Genomic DNA, 745 nt, shown 5'->3' on the forward strand with positions numbered 1-745 from the left:
GATAGCCAAAGCTCGCTGCATTTTGCCGATCATAGTGGTTTTACTTCGGATAGACATTATTTTCAGTCCGTGCTGGAGCTAGATCGGGTCAGCCAGGATGGCGACCAATTCGATGAAACTATTCATACATTGGAAAACACCGGTCTACGGTTCACTACGCTCGCGGATGAGCCCGGTGAGGAAAATGAACGGAAGCTTTACGAGCTTTACAAAGAAACGCTTGTCGACATACCTGGCTATACAGGCGATGTTCCYGAAATAAACGAATGGCGCAAATGGAACTTACAGGTCGATGGTTATGCAGCAGATCAGGTTATCCTTGCTGTCGATGGGGATAAAGTTGTAGGTGTAACGAATGTCCTGCATAATAAACTGACAAACGGAATGTATCACGAATATACCGGCGTCAGTAGAGCCTATCGGGGCCGAAAAATCGCATTAGCGCTAAAGTTAAAAGCCATACAGCTTGCCAAACAACGTGATGCAGCCTATATTCGTACAGATAACGAATCTACGAATGAGCCCATTCTTAAAATTAATCGACGCTTAGGCTATGAGCCTTTACGGGGAAATTACCGGATCATCGCTGAGCTGCAAAAGGTTTCGAACAAACTAGCAGCCTTTAAGTCGTAATACTGACGTAAATGCCAAAGTATCATTCATTTTCTCCATGCCATGTTTGTGGATACTGCTGTATTTTATAAGTAATGAATTAATATAATGGCGTATCCACACTGGTTAGGAG

General features: G+C 43.7%; 1 protein-coding gene. It reads left to right on the forward strand.

What is annotated here, in order from left to right:
- Positions 1–633 (forward strand): N-acetyltransferase family protein (locus AC1DWN_RS34700; RefSeq protein ID WP_477563339.1); only part of this gene is annotated, 633 nt, incomplete at its 5' end.
- Between the last annotated feature and the right edge of the window lie 112 nt (positions 634–745).

It is taken from the genome of Paenibacillus sp. P4_A7, from assembly GCF_056402455.1.